The sequence below is a fragment of the Acidovorax soli genome (assembly GCF_014207955.1).
GTDB lineage: Bacteria > Pseudomonadota > Gammaproteobacteria > Burkholderiales > Burkholderiaceae_C > Acidovorax > Acidovorax soli_A.
Map to the genome: position 1 here is coordinate 815,395 of NZ_JACHLK010000001.1, position 17,354 is coordinate 832,748.

A 17,354-nucleotide genomic window follows, 5' to 3' on the forward strand; every position below is an offset into this window, starting at 1 on the left:
GATGCAACTGAAGTGGCTGGAGGATTTCATCGTGCTTGCGCAGGAGCGCAGCTTCACGCGCGCGGCCGAGTTGCGGCATGTCACCCACCCGGCCTTCGGGCGGCGCATCCGGGCGTTGGAGGAATGGGCCGGCACCCCGTTGGTGGAAAAGGGTGGCGGCCCAGTGACGCTCACGCCGGCGGGCAAGCGCTTTCTGGAGACTGCCGGCCAGATGGCGCACAGCCTGGCCCAGTCGCACGAGGAGCTGCAGAGCATGGCCGGGCGCACCGCGCGCACCGTGACCATCGTCACGGGCCGCACCCTGGCCCGCACCCTGCTGGCCGACTGGCTGGTGCGGTTGCCGCGCGCGCTGCATGCCAGCGAGCTGTGCATACGCACCGGCTCCCTGGCCGAGACCGTGGCCCAGCTCGAACGCGGCGAGGCCGATTTCTCGCTGGTCTACCACCATACCGCACTGGCCGTGCGGCTTGATGCCCGGCAGTTCAGCCATGTGACCGTGGCCAGCGACCGCCTGGTGCCCGTATCACGCGCTGCCACCGAGGGCCAGCCCCAGCACCGCCTCGGCTCCGAAGGCCCGGCGACGACAGCCTACCTGGCCTACGCGCCCCAGCTCGCGCTGGGCCGGCTGGTCGAAGACCACCTGGCCAACCACCCCCATGCGCCGCGGCTGCAGCGCGTGGTCGAGTGCGATTCGCCCGATGCCCTGTACGAATACGCCTTGCGCGGCGTGGGCGCTGCCTGGCTGCCCTGGTCGCTGGTGCATGCCGACTGCAAGGCGCAGCGCCTGGCACCCGCGGGCGATGCGCGCATGGAGGTGCGCTTCGATGTGCGCCTGTACCGCCCCAAGCGCCGGCTGACGCCCCTGGCCGAGGCCTTTTGGCAGGCGTTCGCGCAGCGCTGAGACACCCGCGAGGTCAACCAAAACGGCACATTCTGGTGCCATTTCAGCACCGCCAGGGCTGGCCTGCTTTCTCACAATGGCTTACATACCAAGCCCAGTCCCCACCCGATGAGGAGTTCCATTGTGAAAACCCCCGCCCGTTTCGCGCGCCGCGCCGCCCTGCTGAGCGCCCTCGCCGCCTGCTTTGCCAGCACCCCCGCCCTGGCGCAGGATGCCTACCCCTCCAAGCCCATCACCATCGTCGTGGGCTACCCACCGGGCGGCAGCACCGACCTCACGGGCCGTGCCGTGGCGCAGGAGCTGGGCAACAAGCTGGGCGTGCCCGTCGTGATCGAGAACATCGGAGGGGCCGGTGGCGCCATCGGCGCCCAGAAGGTGGCCAGTGCCGCACCCGACGGCTACACCCTGCTCGTGGGCGCCAGCAACGAGATCGCGATCAACAAGCTCGTGACCAAGAAGGTCAAGTACGACGTCAAGGATTTCACGGCCATCGGCCTCGTCGCCTCGCAGCCCCTGGTGCTGGTGGCATCGCCCGGCGCGGGCGTGAAGAACCTGGCCGAGTTCACGCAGAAGGTCGCCAAGAACCCTGGCAAGTACAGCTACGGCAGCTCGGGCGTGGGCACCTCGCTGCACCTGGCAGGTGAAATGGTCAAGGAGCAGGGCAAGCTGTTCATGACCCACATCCCCTACCGCGGCGTGGCGCCGTTGACCAACGACCTCTTGGGCAACAACCTCGAATTCGGCGTGTTCGTACTCTCCAGCGGCCTGCCCCACATCAAGAGCGGCAAGGTCGTCGCGCTGGGCACCACCGAGGCCAAGCGCTCGTTCACCACGCCCGACATCCCCGCACTGGCCGAATCGCCCCAGTTCAAGAACGTGGACATCGGTGTGTGGTTTGCGCTGCTGGGCCCGGCCAACCTGCCCAAGCCGGTGTTCGACAAGATCAAGAAGGCGCTCAACGACACGCTGCAATCGCCCGACTTCCGCAAGAAGATGGAGGCCAGCGGCTCCACCGTGGCGGCGACCACGGTGAACATGGACCAGTACCTGGCGGCCGAAGTGGCCAAGTACAAGAAGATCGTCGAGTTCGCCAAGATCGAGGAATGAGCGGCATGACTGCAGAGATCACCTCCCAGCCCCTGGTCTTCGAACTGCCCGCGCCCGACATCAGCGCCTGGCGCGACGGCAACACCGGTACCGAAGGCGTCTGGCACTTCGATTCGGGCGTGCCCGGCCGCCACGTGATGCTCAGTGCCCTGGTGCATGGCAACGAGCTGTGTGGCGCCTGGGCGCTCAAGGGCTTGTTGGAGGCCGGGCTGCGCCCCGTGCGCGGCAAGCTCACATTGGCTTTTTGCAACCTCACGGCCTTCGACCGCTTCGACCCGCAAAGCCACGATGCCTCGCGCTTCACCGACGAGGACCTGAACCGCCAGTGGCTCGACGAGCGCATGGACGCGGGCGACACCAATGAGCGTCGGCGCGCTGCTGCATTGCGCCCCTTTGTGGCCCAGGCCGACTGGTTGCTCGACATCCACTCCATGCACGAGCCCTCGGCCCCGCTGCTGCTCACGGGCGTGCAACCGCGCAATCTGCAGCTGGCGCGCGCCATGCGCTCGCCCGAGCACATCGTGGTCGATGCGGGCCACAAGGACGGCGTGCGCATGCGCGACTACGGGCGCTTCGGCCTGGGCGATGCAGAGGGGGGAGACACCCGCTCCCTGCTCATCGAGTGCGGTTTCCATGGCGACCCGGCCAGCCGTGCCGTGGCGCAGGACCAGTGCGTGCGCTTCCTCGAACAGTCGGGCGTGCTCGGTGCCGATGCGCTGGCGCAGCAGCTGCCCGGTTGGCGTCTGCCCGATGCACCGCGCCAGTGGGCGCTGGAAGTCACCGGGCCGGTGGTGGCTACCAGCAGCGCCTTCCGCTTCGTGGCGCCGTACACGGGCCTGGAGGTGATCGAGAAGGCCGGTATGGTGATTGGTGACAACGATGGCGTGCCCGTCACTACGCCATACGATGACTGCGTGCTCGTGATGCCCTCGGTGCGCCAGGCGCGTGCCGGCGTCACCGTGGTGCGCTACGCCACGCGCCGGCCGCTTTGAGCCGACTTTGGCTATTCCCGGCGCTAGGCTACATCACCCGTGGCGCGTGAAACCGGCGCGGCCAAAGCCAGTGCCCCCGTGCAAGGGCCGCCAAGCCGCGTAGGCGGCGCTTCGCTTGCGTGCACCGGGGGCGTCCCCCTCCCGACTCGCGCAGCGAGTCGAGAGAGGGGTGAAGGCGCGAAGCGCCTCAGGGGGTGTTACTTCGATGGGCGTCGGCGCTTCCACCAGAGCCAGACGCCCGTGATGCCCATGGCCGCCAGGACCAGCCCGCCGAAGGCGACGGCTGCCTCCAGCGCCACGCCACCGAGCACGCCCGTGTGCAGCGGGTAGATGACCGCCGTGGCGCGGGCCCCAGGGTCCAGTTCGTTCCAGCGGTGCGCGGCCAGCACCTCGCCCGTGGCCGGGTGCAGCCACACGGACGTCAGCCCATTCGGGTGGGGGTCGTCCGCGAGCCGCATGCGCACGCGCAGCGGCCGGTCGGCCTGTGCAGGCACCTGCACATAGCCGATGGGCGCCTGAGGAAACTGCGCCTGTGCCTGCGCCACCAGGGTGTCGAGCGGCAATGCGGGGGCCGATGCGGAGCCCTTGGGCAGCGTGGGGGCCTTGGTGGGCGCGGCCCCGCTGAGCGTGGTGACGAAGCCGCCCAGCGGCCGCCAGGCCATCCAGGCCCCGCTGGCCACCGACACCGCGATCAGCAGCCCCAGGGCCGCCCCGCCCACCCGGTGCAGGTCGAAGAAGGCGCGCAGCAGGCCCTTGTCCAGCACGATGCGCCAGGACGGCGGCCAGCGCCGCGGCCACCAGAGGATGAGCCCGGTGGCGAGCAAAAAGAGGTAGCCCAGCGCCACCCAGGCCAGGATGGCCTTGCCCGTGTCCTGCCACCACAGCGAGCTGTGCAGCTTGAACAGGGCGTTGACGAAGCCCTCGGTCTCGCCACGGCGGCCTTGCTCCAGGCCGGTGGCCGGGTCGAAGTAGACGGTGCCGCGCCAGGGGCCGTTGACCAGCACCCACAGGCTTTCACCGGGTTCGCGGGCTGGCCGCATCGTGAAGCTGCCCTTGGGCCACTCGGTCTTCAGCGTCTGCAGCACCCCTTGCAGGGCTGCATCGGATGCACCCGCGCTGGCCTGCGTCCGGGCATGGAACAGCTCCGGGTGCAGCCAGCGGTCCAGCGGCTGGGCCACCACCAGCACGGCCCCGGTCAGGCCCGACAGGATCAGCACCCAGCCCAGGCTGAGCGCGGTCCAGCGGTGTATGCGCAGCCAGAGGTGGCGCAGCCGCTGCATGTCAGCGAGCGCTCTGGGTCGACCGCATCAGAACGCGAAACGCCCTTGCACGTACAGCATGCGCGGCGTACCCACCATGCGGCCGGGGTTGCCGTCCACATTGCGCGTGTAGTAGCGCTTGTCGGCCAGATTGTTCACGCCCACGGCGATGCTGCTGCCCTTGTAGCCGGGCACCTTCCAGTCGGCCTGGATGTTCCACAGGCGGAACCCGGGGATGCGTCCCAGGCGCGCGTCGGCCGTTTCGGCAAAGGTGTTGGCCGTGTCGGCGTACTGCGCGCTCTGGTGCGTGCTGGCCAGGTTGAAGGCCCAGTCGCCCAGTTGGTAGCGTGCGCCCAGGGTGTCGGTGTTGCGCGAGTAGAAGGGCACGTCCAGCCCGGCCGTGGTGCCCGACTTCTGGATCGCCTTGGTGTAGCTGTAGTTGGCATACACGTTCAGGCCGGCGAGTGCGCTGGCCTTGTCGAACGTGTAGTCGATGGCGGCCTCGATGCCCTCGTGGCTGGTGGCGCCAATGTTCTGGAAGGTGGCCGGCGTGATGCCCGGTACCTGCAGGATCTGGTTGTCGAAGCGGATCTTGAAGGCCGTGAGTTCGGCGCGGATCTGCGGGGTCTGCCAGCGCGCCCCCACTTCGGCGGTCTTGGCCAGCTCGGGCTTGAGCGGGTTGGTGGCCGTCTGCGAGTTCAGCTGGATGTTCTGCACCGGGCCGAACGAGGTGCCGTAGTTGGCGAACAGCGTGAGCGCCGGGTTCACCAGGTAGGCCACGTTGAGCGAAGGCAGCGCCTTGTTGTTGGTGGTGTCGAAGCGCTGCGTGGTGGCGCGGTCCTCGCGGTTCGTCTCGATGTGCTCGAAGCGCACGCCCGGCGTCACGCGCCAGGCGCCGAAGGCGATGCGGTCGTCGATGTAGACCGCGTGCGCATCGGTCGCGTTGTCAAAGCGTGTGGTGGCGCTGTTCACGCCGGTGGCGATGGTCTGGTTGTAGGCCCGGTCGTTGCCGCGCTCGCGCAGGAAGCGGTAGCCTGCCGTCACATCGTGCGTGGTGGCGCCCAGCTGCACGCGTTGGGTGTAGCGCGGCTCGATGCCCAGCACTTCGTAGTCGCGCGGCTGGTGCGCCAGCTGCGTGCCGGTGGCGTTGATCAGCGTGCTCTTGCGCGTGCTGTCGTTGTAGTAGGCGCGCACCTCGAACTCCTGGTTGTCCGAGATCGTGTTGATGTAGCCCAGGTCCAGCCCCTTGCGCTCACCGTTCCAGTAGTCGGTGGGGCGGGTGTTCTGGAAGGGGTTGGCATTGAACTGCGCCACCGTGAGGCCGCCCGGCGTGCGCGAGTTCACGTCGTAGTAGGAGACCTTGCCGTAGACCTCGGAGCTGCCCGTGAGTTCGTAGCGGAACTTGAAGGCCAGGTCGTTGACCTTCTCGTCACTGCCCTGGCGCCAGCTGCTGCCGGTCATGCCCGAATACAGCAGCGCCAGGCCCAGGCCGTTGTCCAGCTGCGAGCCCAGGAAAGTGCTGTACTGCGTGTTGTCCTGGCCGCCTTCGCTGTAGTGGTTGTGGCGCACGGTCACGTCGCCCGTGAGGCCGGGCTTGGAAGGTATGGCACGGCTGGTGAAGTTGATGATGCCGCCCACGTTCTGCGGGCCGTAGCGCACCGCGCCGCCGCCGCGCACCACGTCGATGGCTTCGATGTTGTTCAGGCTCACCGGCGCAAACGAGAGCTGGGGCTGGCCGTAGGGCGCCACCGCCAGCGGTACGCCGTCGAGCAGGATGGTGGAGCGCGGGCTGTAGCGCCCCGTGAGGCCGCGCACACCGATGTTCAACGAGATCGCGCTGCCCGCGGTGCCCGAGTTCTCGGAGGCCTGCACTCCGGGGATGCGGCGCATCACCTCGCCGATGCTGGCGGCGCCCGTGGCCTCGATTTTTTCCTTGTCCACCTGCGTGCGTGCGCCGGCAAAGTTCTTCACGCTGTTCTGCAGGCCCGTGCCCAGCCAGCTGCCCGTGATCTGAATGGTCTCCAGCGCGGGCGAGGCCTGGTTGGCGTCCTGCGCATGCAGCGCCAGCGGCATGGCCAGGCAGGCCAGCGCGACAGCGGCTGCGCAGCGGTTGGGTGCAAGGCCGGCGGGCGCCAGGCTGTGTGGTGTCGTCGTCATGTCGTATTTCCCCGGTGCGTATGGGTTTGCCGCCGGGACCGCCAGCGAGAAACCTGTTCTTACAAATGCAATGATAGTAATTATCATTCATATGGTGAAAAGATGCCTTGGCCCGCACTACGGGCAGGAGAGCCCCCGCGTTGGCCCCGGGCCGGGCGGGGCCAACGCGGGGGCGACAGCAGGGGTCACCGTGCTGGGCTAAGCTCGTCGTCCTCGCATTGCTCCCTGTTATCCGCCAGCTGCCATGTCCCAAGATCCCACCCGTTCCCTGCCCATGGCCGGTGCCACCAACTTCCGCGACCTGGGGGGCTATGTCGGCCAGCATGGGCGGGCCGTGAAATGGCGGCGCATCTTCCGCTCGGACCACCTGGCCGGGTTGACCGCGACCGACCAGGCGCTGCTGGCCGAGCTGGGGGTCACCCGCGCCATCGACTTCCGCGGCAAGGCCGAGGGCGCAGCCCATGCCTATGCCATCCCCGGCGTGGCTTACCACCCGCTGGTCATCGAGCCCACCGTGGTGCAGCGCGCACTGGAGCTGCAGGCCACGGGCCGCACACTCACCGCGCAGGATGCTGTGGGCCTGATGCAGCAGACCTACCGCGGCTTCGTGCACGAGAACGCGCCACGCTTTGCCGAGCTGTTCCGCCTGCTGCTGGCCAGCGATGCCCCCACGGTGTTCCACTGCACGGCCGGCAAGGACCGCACCGGCTTTGCCGCGGCGCTCATCCTGCTCGCGCTGGGTGTGCCGCGCGACACCGTGATGCAGGACTACCTGCTCACCAACAACCTCTACCGCCGCCCCGCCGGCATGGGCAGCCATGCGCCCGAGGAAGTGCTGGCCGTGCTCTGGCGCGTGCAGGAGGAGTTCCTGGACGCCGCATTGCACATGGTGGACCAGGACTACGGTGGCGTGCAGACCTACCTGGTGGAGGTGCTGGGGGTGGATGCGGCCGCGCAGCGGCAGTTGGCGGGGCTGTACCTGCAAGCTGCGGCCTGAGCGTGGCGTGGTGCGCTCGGTAGCGGATACCTGCTTACACGTGGATACCTGGCTGCCCTGCTGCGGCATGCGGGTGGTGGCATAGTCCACGCCTTTCTCCTGCCGACTGTTTTTGAGTGAGTTTTGAATGAACCTTCGCAAGCAATGCCTGCGTGCCGGCCTGGTGCTGGCACTGTCGCTGGGCGCCTTGTCCCCCCTGGCCATGGCGGCCCAGACCGATGCGGAGCGCCAGGCCGTGATCCTGTCCATGTTCAAGGACGGTGCCACCCTGACGGAAGACGTGCACCGTGAGTTCTGGTCCGGCCTCAAGGACCCCGAGGCGGCGGTCAGCCGCAGTTCCACGGAACGGGTGGCCTTTGCACTCCAGAACACCATCGAGCTCGAACGCGCCACGCTGGTGAGCTACAAAGCCAGCATCAAGGAACGCAAGCCGGTGGTGGACAAGAGCTACGAGCAGGCCCTGATGACCCGTGTGGAGATGATGCGCATGCGCAAGCTGTCCACCGACCCCGTGCTGGCCAAGGACAAGGCGTTCCGCGAGTCGCTGGTGCCGGTGTCCAAGGGCCAGGCCTTCGAGGTGGGCGGCAGCAAGGTCTCGATGACCAACGCCGTCATCGACAAGGAACTGCTGCGCCTCGACGCATCGCGCGCGCGCCTGGAGCGCTTGCTCAACCCGGTCTGGACGCCGCAGGGCAAGTGACCCTCTGCCCGAGCCGCTACAACAAGGAATGGCAGTGACCTCTGCACACCGTGCCGGCCAGAGCGCCAGCGCCGATGGCTTCGATGCGGCCTATTACGAGCGTTTCTACTTCGACAAGAAGACCAGCGTGGTCGACCCGGCGCACACCGAGCGGCTGGGCGCCTTCGTCTGCAGCTACCTGCAGTACCTGCGCGTGCCGGTGCGGCGCGTGCTGGACCTGGGCTGCGGCATCGGCCTGTGGCGCGACATCGTGGCCCGGCACTTCCCCAAGGCCTCGTTCCATGGCGTCGAGTTCAGCGAGTACCTGTGCGGCCGTTTCGGCTGGGAGCGGGGCTCGGTGGTCGACTACCAGGCGCGCACGCCCTACGACCTGGTGATCTGCCAGGGCGTGCTGCCCTACCTCAATGAGGCCGATGTGCAGCAGGCCATGCGCAACCTCGCCGGGCTGAGCCGGGGCGCGTTGTACGTGGAGGCCGTCGCGCGCGAGGACTGGGAGCAGGACGTCGTGGACGAGACGCTGACCGACCCGCGCATGTTCCGCCACCCCGCGCAGCTGTACCGGCGTACGCTGGGCGAAGGTTTCACTGAGCTGGGCGGCGGCCTGTGGCTGAGCCCGAAGGCCGAGCTGCCCTTGTTTGCCCTCGAACACATGGGTGGCCGGTGACGGCCGCTGCCATGCCCGTGCCGGCACTGCCGCACGCCGTGTCGCGCCTGCGCGCCGCGCGACTGGCACGCAGTGCCAAGCCCTTTCTGGCCCGGGGCGGGCCGCGTGGTGTGCGCTGCCCGGGGTGCCGGCTGGTGCCCAGCCATTGCCTGTGCGCGCTGCGCCCGCAGCTCACCCCGCAGGCCGGCGTCTGCCTGCTGATGGCCGACATCGAGCCGCTCAAGCCCAGCAACACCGGCTGGCTGATCGCCGACGTGGTGGCCGATACCTGGGCCTTCGGCTGGGCACGCACCGAGGTCGACCCGGCCTTGCTCGCCCTGCTGGCCGATCCGCAGTGGCAGCCCTATGTGGTGTTCCCGGGCGAATTCGTGGTCCCCGAGCGTGTGGTGGCGAATGTCGCGGGAATGCCGGCCGGCAAGCGCCCGCTGTTCGTGCTGCTCGACGCCACCTGGCCCGAGGCGCGCAAGATGTTCCGCAAGAGCCCCTACCTGGACCGCTTCCCCGTGCTCAGCCTGGCCGGTGAGCAGCTTTCGCGCTACCGTCTGCGCCGCAGCACGCGCGAGGACCATTTCTGCACCTCCGAGGTGGCGGCCCTGTGCATGGAGCTGGCGGGCGAGGGCCATGCAGCCCAGACGCTGGAAGCCTACCTCGACGTGTTCACCAACCACTACCTGCAGTCCAAGCACCAGTTGCCGGTGGACCCGGGCGACGCAGTGCATGAGCGCCTGCGCGCCCTGCGCCGCTAGGGCTGGCCGATGTGGGTCATCCGCGATTTCGAGCCGGCCGATGCACCCGCGTTGCGTGCACTGTTCCATGCCGCCGTGCATGCAAGGGCCCGTGCGGAATACACCCAGGAGCAGCGCGATGCCTGGGCCCCCCTGTCCTACGACGTGGCGGCCTGGGGGGCGCGCCTGCAGTCCAACCGGCCCTTCATTGCGCAAGGGCGTGCCGGGGATGGCGTGGCCACCATTGCCGGTTTCTCGGATCTGCAGCCCACGGGCTACATCGACCATTTCTTCGTCGCGCCCGCCCATGCCGGCCAGGGGGTGGCGCAGGCCCTGATGGCGCACATCCATGCGCAGGCCGCGCTGCGTGGCATTTCCCGCCTGTGGGCCGACGTCAGCCTCACGGCCGAGCCTTTCTTCGCGAAGAGCGGATTTGCCGTCGAAGCCCGCCAGCAGGTGGAACGCCACGGCGTGGTGCTGTCCAACGCGCGCATGGCCAAGCGGCTGACGGGGGCCGCGGGAGTGGGACAATAGCGCCCCGGCATTCTTCCCTCCCCCTCTTCAGAACGGCAAGGCCCTTCCCATGACCAAGCAACACGAACGGCACACCGAACTCAAGCCCATGGAGCTGTGCGAGTCCTGCAAGGGCATCCAGCGCAACTGGCGCCGCGCGCCCGGCCATGCCGAGCTGGTGCAGCGCGGCAGCCGCAAGGAAGACCGTGACCATGGCCAGGTCACTTTCACCCGCTACCAGTGCGACCGCTGCGGCACGGCCTGGGAGTACGAGAACGACAAGACCAACCTGCACGCCGGCTGGTCGGTGGTGGGGCGCTGAGCGCCGCCCCTTCCGGCTTCAGTCCTGCTCCTTCAGGCCTGCGGGTCCTGCCCGCCCGGCAGGGCGGCCAGCAGCATCGCAGCCACCACGCAAGCCAGGCCCAGGCCCTGCCAGCGGTGGAGGGATTCACCGAGAAACGCCACCGACAGCAGCAGGGCCGACACCGGCAGCCAGACGGTGGCCAGCGATGCGCGCACGCCGCTGGTGCGCGCGCTGCCCGCGTACCACAGCAGAAAGCCGCCCACGGTCGGCACCCAGGCGTAGTACAGCACTGCGGCCAGTGCCGGTGCTGTGAGGGTGGAGGGTGAGGCCTGTGCCATCCACCAGGCCGGCAGGATGGAAAGCAGCAGCCCCCCACCCGACATCAGGGTGGACAGGGCCAGCGCCGGAACAGGCACAGACAGCCGCTTGCTGGCCAGGATGAACACCGCCTCGCAGGCCACGGCCGCCAGCACCAGGGCGATGCCCGCCAGGCGCGAGCCGCCACCCCCTTGCGCCAGGCCTTCGCCAGGGCTGGCCGCGACCGCCATGACCCCGGCCGTGGCCAGCGCGATGGCCACCACCAGGCGCCAGCCGGGCCGCTCGCCCAGCAGCAGGGCTGAGAACAGTGCAGCGGCCGCAGGCAGCGTGCCTGCCACGATGCCTGCGTCCGATGCGCTGGCGAGCTTTACCCCGAGGATCAGCAGCACCGAGTAGCCCACGCTGCCCGCAGCCGCCTGCACGGTGAGCAGCAGCGCATCGCGCCGGCCCAGGCGTGGCAGCCGCTGGCCGCGCCAGCGCATCAGCGCAAAGAACACCGGCAGCGCCAGCGCGTGGCGCAGCACGGTGGCCGCAAACGGCTCGATGTCCTGTGCGATCACTTTGCTGACCACCACCGTGCTGCCCACCAGCACCATGGCCAGGCTGCACAGCAGCTGGCCCTTCCATGCGTCCGAAACGCCCATCCCCTGCCCCTTTGCGCTTGTTGAAAACTGCAGGCAGTGTCGCGGGGCAGGCGCCAGCGGTCTTGAACGTTATTGCGGCAGCGGCCGGCGCGGTGGGCTCGCCGTGGCCTTCTGCCAGGCGCCGGGCGTGAAGCCGAATTGCCGCGTGAAGATGCGCGTCATGTGGCTCTGGTCGGCAAAGCCGCTGTCGGCCGCTGCATCGGCCAGGCTGGCGCCGCGCAGCACCCGGTGGCGGGCATGCTCGGCACGCTGCTGCAGCAGCCAGGCATGGGGTGGCAGGCCATAGGCCTGGGTGAAGCGGCGCAGCAGCTGGTACTTGCCCAGGCCGGACATGGTGGCCAGCTGCGCAAGCGTGGGCGGTGCCCGCAGCAGGTCGGCCAGCCGGTCGCGCACCTGGCGCATGGCAGCCGCTGCCTCGGCGGCGCTCGCTTGCGGCAGTGCCGCATTGGCATGCCGGCCCAGCAGCAGGGCACCCGTGTGGGCCAGCGCCTCCTCACAGGCCAGGGCGGCCACGCTGGTGGAAGCCTGCGGCCCCTCATTCCAGTGCGCCAGGCGCTGCAGCAACTGGTCCAGGGCCGTGCGCAGCGCCAGGTCGTGCTGGATCACCGGGCGGGCCAGGGCCAGCCCCTGGGGCGACGCGATGGCCAGGTCGTCGGCCATGGCCTGTACCACCGAGGGCTCCAGGTAGACCATGCGCCAGCGGCGCGATGGGGTACCCAGGGGCCGGCCGTCATGCACCTCGCCGGGGTTGGTGGTGATCAGGTCGCCCGCATAGGCATCCACCGCGCCGCGACCGCTGGCCGAACTCTGCGCGCCCTGGTCGAGAAGCCCCAGGCCATAGACGGCATGCCAATGCCTGCCATAGTGGCGGGAACTTTCGATGTGCGTGGCGTACACACCTTCCCAGGGCGATCCGAAGACCTGGGCACGATGGGTGGGCGTTGGCGTTGTTGTCACCATCCGCCCATTATTCCCAGGTCTGCCTGCCATCCATCCAAGGAGCTGCTGAATGCGCCGCCGATTTTTTCTTGCCACTGGAGCGTGCCCATGGGCGCTTGGCAGCCTGGCGCTGCTGGGCGCGCGCGCCGCGCAGGCCCAGCCGGGCTACACCGTGTCGCTCGAACAATTGCAGGAGGCCGTGGCGCAGCGCTTTCCCTTGCGCTACCCCATGGCCGGTCTGGTGGATGTGGACGTGCAGACCCCGCGCCTGTCGCTGCTGCCCGAAAGCAACCGGCTGGGCGCGGCCTTCCCGCTCAGCGCCGCCGGACCCGCGCTGCGCCGCAGCCACAGCGGCACGCTGGAGGTGGAATTCGCCCTGCGCTATGAAGCCAGCGACCGCAGCCTGCGTGCCCACCAGCTGCGCCTGGTGCGGCTGGACTTTCCCAGCCTGCGGCCCGAGGTGGTGGTGCTGCTCAACGGCTATGGCCCGGGCCTGGCGGAGCAGTCGCTGCGCGAGGTGATGCTGCACCGGCTGCGCCCGCAGGACTTGGGGCCGCTCGACGGCATGGGCTTGCAGCCAGGCGCCATCACCGTGACGCCCCGAGGCTTGTCCATCGCGTTCGTGAACAAGCCGGTACCTTGACGGCTCAATCCCCCCGTACCCGCTGCGCAAAGCCACGCTGGCTGAACTGTTCGATGATGAAGTCCACGAACACCCGCGTGCGCGCAGGCAACAGCTTCTTGTCGGGGTAGTACAGCGAGGTCGGCCCGGCATCGGACCACCAGCCCGGCAGCAGGCGCACCAGGTCGCCACTGGCCAGCCAGGGCTGGGCAAACGGCATGGGCAGCAGGGCCACGCCCAGGCCCATCAGCGCGGCCTGGCACATGGCCTCAGGGTCGTCGAAGACGATGCGCGGGCGCAGCTCGGCTGCGGCCGCGTCGCCGGCCTTGTTGCGCAGCGTGACCACGTGGATGCGGCCCGTCTGGATCGAGCGGCGCGCAATGCCGTCCCATTGCGCGAGGTCCGATGGGTGGCGCGGCGCCTTGCGGCCCTGCAGCTGCGCACGAGACGCCACCGCCACGATGTGGATGGTGCCCAGCGTGCGCGCCACCATGCCGGGGTTGAGGTTTAGCCCGCCGCCAATGCCCGCGTCAAAGCCCTCGCCGATCAGATCGACCTGGCGGTTTTCGAAGCGCCAGTCGGGCTGGATGGCCGGGTAGCGCTGCAAAAACTCGCCCAGCAGCGGCACCAGGTAGGCACGGCCGAAGGCCTGGCCCATGCTGACCTTGAGCGTACCTGCCGGGGCGCGGTCGGCCTCGGCCGCGTGCTCCACGGCATCGGCCAGGGTGGCCAGCGGTGTGCTGATCTGTTGCAGCAGGCGCTGGCCGCCCTCGGTCAGCACCAGGCGCCGCGTGCTGCGCTGAAACAGGCGCACGGAGAGATTGGCCTCCAGCCGTGCCACGTTCTTGCTCACGGCGGCCGGTGTGAGGCCCATGCGCCGTGCGGCGGCCGAGAAGCTGCCGAACTCGGCGGACTGGACGAAGGATTCGAGGTGGCTGAGCGGCTGCATGCCTCTATTTTCAACCAAGGGTTGAAACAGGAACAGCCGATTCATGGCTACCGGCCGTGCAATGGTTTTCCGAGACTGCAGGTGTTGCCAGTGCATTCACTGGTCCACTTCACCGGAGATCCACCATGTCTGCCACCTCTGTTTCCTCGTCGTCTTCCACCCGCGTCCTGGCCGGCAAGGCCGCCTTCGTCACCGGAGGCTCGCGCGGCATCGGTGCCGCCATCGTGCGCCGCCTGGCGCGCGATGGTGCTGCCGTCGCCTTCACCTACACCAGCAACGCAGCGCCAGCCCAGGCGCTGGCCGCCGAGATCGAGGCTGCGGGCGGCCGTGCCCTGGCACTGCGCGCCGACAGCGCCGATGCAGCTGCCATCACCGCGGCCATCGACGGCGCGGCGCGTGAACTGGGCCGCCTGGACATCCTGGTCAACAATGCCGGTGTGGCCATCATGGGCGAGGTCGGCAGCGTTGCGCTCGACGACCTGGACCGCACGCTCGCCATCAACGTGCGCGGTGTGTTCGTGGCCACCCAGGCCGCTGTGCGCCACATGGGCCAGGGTGGTGCCTATGGCCGTGTCATCACCATCGGCAGCACCAATTCCGAGCGCCTGCCCTGGGCCGGCTTCAGCGTCTACGGCATGAGCAAGGCCGCCATCGTGGGGCTCACCAAGGGCCTGGCACGCGACCTGGGGCCGCGCGGCATCACCGTGAACAACGTGCAGCCCGGCCCGGTGAACACCGACATGAACCCCGCCGACGGCCCCATGGCCAAGGACATGCATGGCCTGATGGCGCTCGACCGCCACGCCGACCCGGCCGAGATCGCCGGCATGGTGGCCTACCTGGCCGGGCCCGAGTCGGGCATGGTCACAGGGGCCAGCCTGCTCATCGACGGCGGTTTCGCAGCCTGACCTCAGGCCGGCAACTGCGCGACCACATCGTCCAGCGCCACATGGCCCTGGAACCCGCCGCTGCTGGTGGTGGGCCGCTGCCGCTCGATGGCATCGGCGAACACCACGGCGGGGTCGGCGCGCAGCTTGGCCAGGTGGGCTGCCAGGTGAGGGTAGTCCTCGACCCGCAGCACACCGTGGTACTCGGCCCAGCGGGCCACAGCGGCCAGGTAGGCATCGGCCACGGTCTTCTTGCTGCCGCCGTCGATCCATTCGCGTTCCGCCAGCAAGCGGTCGAGGTGAGCGCAGCCCTTGGCGACCTGGGGGCGGCCCCAATCGCGCAGCGCTTCCTGGCGCGGTGGGTCGGTGGCCATTTCATAGGCGGCCCACAGCGGTGCAAAGGCCGCGAAGAAATCCGTGGCCAGATAGGCCAGGGTCTGGTTGAGCCGGTCGTGCTCCGGGCTGCCCTGCGGGTAGCCGAGCTGGTGGCCCTTTTGCGCCGCCAGGTGCAGCAGGATGGCCATGCTTTCGCTGAGCAACTGGCCCTCGGCCGTCACGTAGGCGGGTGTCAGGTTCTGCGGATTGATGCGCGCAAACGCCGCGGGCCAGGGGTGTTCGAGCATCTCGATGCGCGAGAGCGCGTAGGGCGCGCCCAGCCATTCGAGCGCGATGATGCTGGCCAGCGAGCAGCCCTGGGGCACGCCATAGAAAAGGGTTGGTGTCATTGCAGGTTCCTTGGTTGAGAAAAGAAAAAGAAAGATCAAAAGAAGACCTTGCAAAGATACGGATGTGGCCGTTGCCTGTGTAGTCAGGCAAAAGTAGACTCATCGTCTCTTTTTGTGGACGATAGGGCATGCTCAATCTCAATGACCTGCAGTGGTTCGTGCGCGTGGTGGACCATGGCGGCTTTGCTGCGGCTGCGCGGGCGCTGGAGGTGCCCAAGTCCACGCTGAGCAAGCGCGTGGCGCAGCTCGAGGCCACGCTGGGCGTGTGCCTGATACAGCGCAGTTCGCGCGTCTTCGTGGTGACCGACACCGGCCAGGCCTTCTACCGCCATGCCGCGGCCATGCTGATCGAGGCCGAGGCAGCCGAGAACGTGGTGCGCGGCCTGCAGGCAGAGCCGGCAGGCATCGTGCGCATCACGGCCTCGGTCACCACAGCCCAACTGGTGCTGGCCGATCTGCTGCCCGGCCTGGCCGTGCGCTACCCGAAGCTGCAGGTGATGCTGCATGCGACGGACCGCTTCGTGGACCTGGTGCAGGAGGGCTTCGACATCGGTGTGCGCGACCATTCGGCCCCGTTGCCCGACTCGGACCTGGTGCAGCGGCGCGTGGGCCGCGAGCCGTTCTACACGGTGGCCGCGCCGGCCTATCTGTCGGCGCGAGGCATCCCCGTTCATCCGGACGAACTGGCCGGGCACGACGCGCTGCTCCTCTCGCCCGCACCGTCCGCGTTGGTGTGGACCTTTGTGCGCGGCGGTGAGACCTGCGCGGTGCGCCCGGTGCCGCGCTTCTTTGCCGACGAGCCCTGGACGCTGCTGCAGGCGGCCCATGCGGGCGTGGGCATCGGCTGCCTGCCGCGCGGCCTGAGCCAGCCCAGCATCGAGGCCGGTCGGCTGGTGCGCTTGCTGTCCGGCTTCGACTTCGCGGGCGGCATGACGACCACGCTGCTCATCTCGCACCGGCGCGGGCAATTGCCTTCGGTACGGGCTGCAGTGGACTTTCTGGCCGAGGGCATTGCGCGCTACCGGGGGTTCGAGGCGCCGGCCCCCGTATAGTGGCCGGTCCAGCCATCGGGGGAGACCATTGCATGCACCACGCTTTCAGGCCTTTGCGGATTGCCACAGCCCTGGTTGTGGGCGCGCTTGTCTGCGCCCCGGCACAGGCGCTCACCGAGGCCGAAAAGGCCTTTGTGGGCGAGTACCGGGGCGGTTCGGTCGACACCGTGGCGCAATTGGCGCTGCTGGACGACAACACCTTCTGCTTTGCCTTCATGGGCGGGTCGCTCGACCTGCTGGCCGCAGGCCGCTGGAAGGCCGAGGGCCAGGGCATCCGCCTGCAGCAGGTGCGGCCGGAGAAGACGGCGTTTGTGGTGCTCCCAGGCCGCAAGGAGGCCCAGGGCGGCATGGTGGAGCTCGACTTCCATGGCCACACGCTGTCCAACGCGCGTGCGCCGGCCGTCGCCTGGTCGGCCGATGACAAGCCCCCGGCCACCTTGAGGCCCCTGTTCGGCAAGGACCAGAACTCCTGGTCCGAGATCTACAAGCTGCCGCCCGTGCCACTGGCGCAGGCGCGCTACCTTTACCTGGGCGACGTGACCGAGCCGGCGCCCGGCAAGCCGGTGGAGGTGCAGGTCGTGCAGTACCGGCTGGAGGCCGCGGGCTCCGTGCTCGTGGCGTTCGATGAGGTGCAGGCCATGCCCTTGCTCACGCCGCATGCCGTGTTCAAGGGCGATGTGCTCTACCTGGAGGGCGACCGCATGGGCAAGCGCCGGCCGCTGGCGGCAGAGGCCGTGGACGAAGCACGCACGGCCTGCATCCAGCCGGCGCTGGCCCCCAAGGACGGTGCGGCGGCGCAAGAGCGATCTGGCAAGACCCTCGTGCCCGCCAAGGCTTTCAAGGCCAAGCCTTCGGCCATCCAGGGCAAGCCCTATTTCGAAGCCAAGGGCGGTTGAACG

At 68.8% G+C, this 17,354-nt stretch carries 19 protein-coding genes; 13 read left to right on the forward strand and 6 right to left on the reverse strand.

Annotated elements, in window-relative coordinates; genetic code table 11:
- Position 1 precedes the first annotated feature (1 nt).
- The 3 genes from HNP48_RS03730 (at position 2) to HNP48_RS03740 (ending at position 3,000) form a co-directional block, all read left to right on the forward strand.
- On the forward strand, positions 2–901 hold the full coding sequence (locus HNP48_RS03730) for a LysR family transcriptional regulator (protein ID WP_184855480.1): 900 nt from the start codon (positions 2–4) through the stop codon (positions 899–901).
- Between the two features lie 108 nt (positions 902–1,009).
- Positions 1,010–2,008 (forward strand): tripartite tricarboxylate transporter substrate binding protein, encoded by a 999-nt coding sequence (locus HNP48_RS03735; RefSeq protein ID WP_184855481.1) that lies wholly within the window; start codon positions 1,010–1,012, stop codon positions 2,006–2,008.
- Positions 2,009–2,013: 5 nt separating this feature from the next.
- Positions 2,014–3,000, forward strand: coding sequence for a succinylglutamate desuccinylase/aspartoacylase family protein (locus HNP48_RS03740; protein WP_409362532.1), 987 nt, complete (start codon positions 2,014–2,016; stop codon positions 2,998–3,000).
- Between the two features lie 197 nt (positions 3,001–3,197).
- Here HNP48_RS03740 and HNP48_RS03745 read toward each other — a convergent pair whose 3' ends face one another.
- Together HNP48_RS03745 and HNP48_RS03750 are read right to left on the reverse strand one after the other, a co-directional pair.
- Positions 3,198–4,280 carry a PepSY domain-containing protein gene (locus tag HNP48_RS03745; protein ID WP_184855483.1) on the reverse strand — a complete coding sequence of 361 codons (1,083 nt, stop codon included), beginning with the start codon at positions 4,278–4,280 and terminating at the stop codon, positions 3,198–3,200.
- Between the two features lie 27 nt (positions 4,281–4,307).
- Positions 4,308–6,416: a TonB-dependent siderophore receptor gene (locus HNP48_RS03750; RefSeq protein ID WP_184855484.1), complete on the reverse strand. Its 2,109-nt coding sequence runs from the start codon at positions 6,414–6,416 to the stop codon at positions 4,308–4,310.
- Between the two features lie 244 nt (positions 6,417–6,660).
- Here HNP48_RS03750 and HNP48_RS03755 point away from each other — a divergent pair, with 244 nt between their 5' ends.
- The 6 genes from HNP48_RS03755 to HNP48_RS03780 all read left to right on the forward strand — a co-directional run bounded on the left by HNP48_RS03755 (position 6,661) and on the right by HNP48_RS03780 (position 10,337).
- Positions 6,661–7,413, forward strand: a complete 753-nt coding sequence (locus tag HNP48_RS03755; RefSeq protein WP_184855485.1) for a tyrosine-protein phosphatase — start codon at positions 6,661–6,663, stop codon at positions 7,411–7,413.
- A gap of 127 nt (positions 7,414–7,540) precedes the next feature.
- Positions 7,541–8,113, forward strand: a complete 573-nt coding sequence (locus tag HNP48_RS03760) for a hypothetical protein (RefSeq protein WP_184855486.1) — start codon at positions 7,541–7,543, stop codon at positions 8,111–8,113.
- Positions 8,114–8,141: 28 nt separating this feature from the next.
- Complete coding sequence (locus HNP48_RS03765; RefSeq protein WP_184855487.1) at positions 8,142–8,777, forward strand: trans-aconitate 2-methyltransferase; 636 nt, start codon at positions 8,142–8,144, stop codon at positions 8,775–8,777.
- Positions 8,778–8,788: 11 nt separating this feature from the next.
- Positions 8,789–9,523: a tRNA-uridine aminocarboxypropyltransferase gene (locus HNP48_RS03770; protein ID WP_184855488.1), complete on the forward strand. Its 735-nt coding sequence runs from the start codon at positions 8,789–8,791 to the stop codon at positions 9,521–9,523.
- Positions 9,524–9,532: 9 nt separating this feature from the next.
- A complete protein-coding gene (locus tag HNP48_RS03775) occupies positions 9,533–10,036 on the forward strand; it encodes a GNAT family N-acetyltransferase (protein WP_184855489.1) in 504 nt (167 codons plus the stop codon).
- A gap of 49 nt (positions 10,037–10,085) precedes the next feature.
- Positions 10,086–10,337 (forward strand): hypothetical protein, encoded by a 252-nt coding sequence (locus HNP48_RS03780; protein ID WP_184855490.1) that lies wholly within the window; start codon positions 10,086–10,088, stop codon positions 10,335–10,337.
- A gap of 32 nt (positions 10,338–10,369) precedes the next feature.
- Here HNP48_RS03780 and HNP48_RS03785 read toward each other — a convergent pair whose 3' ends face one another.
- Together HNP48_RS03785 and HNP48_RS03790 are read right to left on the reverse strand one after the other, a co-directional pair.
- The gene (locus tag HNP48_RS03785; RefSeq protein ID WP_184855491.1) at positions 10,370–11,281 is read right to left on the reverse strand and encodes a DMT family transporter; all 912 of its coding nucleotides are present in this window, start codon (positions 11,279–11,281) and stop codon (positions 10,370–10,372) included.
- 69 nt (positions 11,282–11,350) lie between these two features.
- Positions 11,351–12,241 (reverse strand): AraC family transcriptional regulator, encoded by an 891-nt coding sequence (locus tag HNP48_RS03790; protein WP_184855492.1) that lies wholly within the window; start codon positions 12,239–12,241, stop codon positions 11,351–11,353.
- A 49-nt stretch (positions 12,242–12,290) separates the two neighbouring features.
- Between HNP48_RS03790 and HNP48_RS03795 the strand changes: the two genes are divergently transcribed.
- On the forward strand, positions 12,291–12,863 hold the full coding sequence (locus tag HNP48_RS03795) for a DUF1439 domain-containing protein (protein ID WP_184855493.1): 573 nt from the start codon (positions 12,291–12,293) through the stop codon (positions 12,861–12,863).
- Between the two features lie 4 nt (positions 12,864–12,867).
- Here HNP48_RS03795 and HNP48_RS03800 read toward each other — a convergent pair whose 3' ends face one another.
- A complete protein-coding gene (locus HNP48_RS03800) occupies positions 12,868–13,791 on the reverse strand; it encodes a LysR family transcriptional regulator (RefSeq protein ID WP_184855494.1) in 924 nt (307 codons plus the stop codon).
- 125 nt (positions 13,792–13,916) lie between these two features.
- On the opposite strand from HNP48_RS03800, the gene HNP48_RS03805 reads away from it, so the two are divergent.
- A complete protein-coding gene (locus HNP48_RS03805) occupies positions 13,917–14,699 on the forward strand; it encodes an SDR family oxidoreductase (protein WP_184855495.1) in 783 nt (260 codons plus the stop codon).
- Between the two features lie 2 nt (positions 14,700–14,701).
- On the opposite strand, the gene HNP48_RS03810 is transcribed toward HNP48_RS03805, so the two are convergent.
- Positions 14,702–15,403, reverse strand: coding sequence for a glutathione S-transferase family protein (locus HNP48_RS03810; protein WP_184855496.1), 702 nt, complete (start codon positions 15,401–15,403; stop codon positions 14,702–14,704).
- A gap of 128 nt (positions 15,404–15,531) precedes the next feature.
- On the opposite strand from HNP48_RS03810, the gene HNP48_RS03815 reads away from it, so the two are divergent.
- Together HNP48_RS03815 and HNP48_RS03820 are read left to right on the forward strand one after the other, a co-directional pair.
- On the forward strand, positions 15,532–16,455 hold the full coding sequence (locus HNP48_RS03815; protein WP_184855497.1) for a LysR substrate-binding domain-containing protein: 924 nt from the start codon (positions 15,532–15,534) through the stop codon (positions 16,453–16,455).
- A 32-nt stretch (positions 16,456–16,487) separates the two neighbouring features.
- Positions 16,488–17,351: a hypothetical protein gene (locus tag HNP48_RS03820; RefSeq protein ID WP_184855498.1), complete on the forward strand. Its 864-nt coding sequence runs from the start codon at positions 16,488–16,490 to the stop codon at positions 17,349–17,351.
- Positions 17,352–17,354: the final 3 nt, after the last annotated feature.

Coding starts and splice junctions, on each gene's coding strand:
- HNP48_RS03740 (WP_409362532.1), top strand. CDS start 2,014: ATGACTGCAGAGATCACCTCCCAGCCCCTGGTCTTCGAACTGCCCGCG.
- HNP48_RS03750 (WP_184855484.1), bottom strand. CDS start 6,416: ATGACGACGACACCACACAGCCTGGCGCCCGCCGGCCTTGCACCCAAC.
- HNP48_RS03820 (WP_184855498.1), top strand. CDS start 16,488: ATGCACCACGCTTTCAGGCCTTTGCGGATTGCCACAGCCCTGGTTGTG.
- HNP48_RS03760 (WP_184855486.1), top strand. CDS start 7,541: ATGAACCTTCGCAAGCAATGCCTGCGTGCCGGCCTGGTGCTGGCACTG.
- HNP48_RS03780 (WP_184855490.1), top strand. CDS start 10,086: ATGACCAAGCAACACGAACGGCACACCGAACTCAAGCCCATGGAGCTG.
- HNP48_RS03775 (WP_184855489.1), top strand. CDS start 9,533: ATGTGGGTCATCCGCGATTTCGAGCCGGCCGATGCACCCGCGTTGCGT.
- HNP48_RS03795 (WP_184855493.1), top strand. CDS start 12,291: ATGCGCCGCCGATTTTTTCTTGCCACTGGAGCGTGCCCATGGGCGCTT.
- HNP48_RS03785 (WP_184855491.1), bottom strand. CDS start 11,281: ATGGGCGTTTCGGACGCATGGAAGGGCCAGCTGCTGTGCAGCCTGGCC.
- HNP48_RS03735 (WP_184855481.1), top strand. CDS start 1,010: ATGAGGAGTTCCATTGTGAAAACCCCCGCCCGTTTCGCGCGCCGCGCC.
- HNP48_RS03730 (WP_184855480.1), top strand. CDS start 2: ATGCAACTGAAGTGGCTGGAGGATTTCATCGTGCTTGCGCAGGAGCGC.
- HNP48_RS03805 (WP_184855495.1), top strand. CDS start 13,917: ATGTCTGCCACCTCTGTTTCCTCGTCGTCTTCCACCCGCGTCCTGGCC.
- HNP48_RS03745 (WP_184855483.1), bottom strand. CDS start 4,280: ATGCAGCGGCTGCGCCACCTCTGGCTGCGCATACACCGCTGGACCGCG.
- HNP48_RS03755 (WP_184855485.1), top strand. CDS start 6,661: ATGTCCCAAGATCCCACCCGTTCCCTGCCCATGGCCGGTGCCACCAAC.
- HNP48_RS03790 (WP_184855492.1), bottom strand. CDS start 12,241: ATGGTGACAACAACGCCAACGCCCACCCATCGTGCCCAGGTCTTCGGA.
- HNP48_RS03770 (WP_184855488.1), top strand. CDS start 8,789: ATGCCCGTGCCGGCACTGCCGCACGCCGTGTCGCGCCTGCGCGCCGCG.
- HNP48_RS03810 (WP_184855496.1), bottom strand. CDS start 15,403: ATGACACCAACCCTTTTCTATGGCGTGCCCCAGGGCTGCTCGCTGGCC.
- HNP48_RS03765 (WP_184855487.1), top strand. CDS start 8,142: ATGGCAGTGACCTCTGCACACCGTGCCGGCCAGAGCGCCAGCGCCGAT.
- HNP48_RS03815 (WP_184855497.1), top strand. CDS start 15,532: ATGCTCAATCTCAATGACCTGCAGTGGTTCGTGCGCGTGGTGGACCAT.
- HNP48_RS03800 (WP_184855494.1), bottom strand. CDS start 13,791: ATGCAGCCGCTCAGCCACCTCGAATCCTTCGTCCAGTCCGCCGAGTTC.